Origin of the sequence: Adlercreutzia sp. DFI.6.23, assembly GCF_024462535.1 — a bacterium.
In the GTDB taxonomy this organism is placed as follows: Bacteria; Actinomycetota; Coriobacteriia; order Coriobacteriales; family Eggerthellaceae; genus Adlercreutzia; species Adlercreutzia rubneri.
The window spans coordinates 1-317 of record NZ_JANGBP010000353.1 but is presented as its reverse complement, the minus strand read 5'-3'; the positions used below and the strand labels follow the sequence as shown (position 1 = coordinate 317).

Sequence of the window (317 nt, the reverse complement as noted above, 5' to 3'; positions counted from 1 at the left end):
GTGGCCCGCTCCAGGGTGTGGTTGTCCAGGCCCACGTCCACGAGGAAGCGCAGCCGCTCGCGGATCTCATTCACGATGGGCAGGGCGATAACCGCCGCCTGGCCCGTGAAGTGCAGCCCCTCGAAGAACGCCAGCGACTCGGCCGCCGACATCTCCGTGACGTCGTGGATGGACTTGTCGTTCACCGTGACCGCGAGGACCTGCGGCTTCAGGCGCTTGCCGCCGCAGGTCTCGCAGGGCACCGTGGCGAAATAGGCCGACAGCTTCTCGCGCTGGGCGTCGGACTGGGCCTCGGTATAGCGGCGCTTCACCGCGGC

The 317-nt window shown here is 68.5% G+C and carries 1 pseudogene; it reads right to left on the bottom strand.

Annotated elements, in window-relative coordinates:
- Positions 1-317 (bottom strand): annotated as a pseudogene (locus NE591_RS13695) (excinuclease ABC subunit UvrA); the annotation flags it as partial.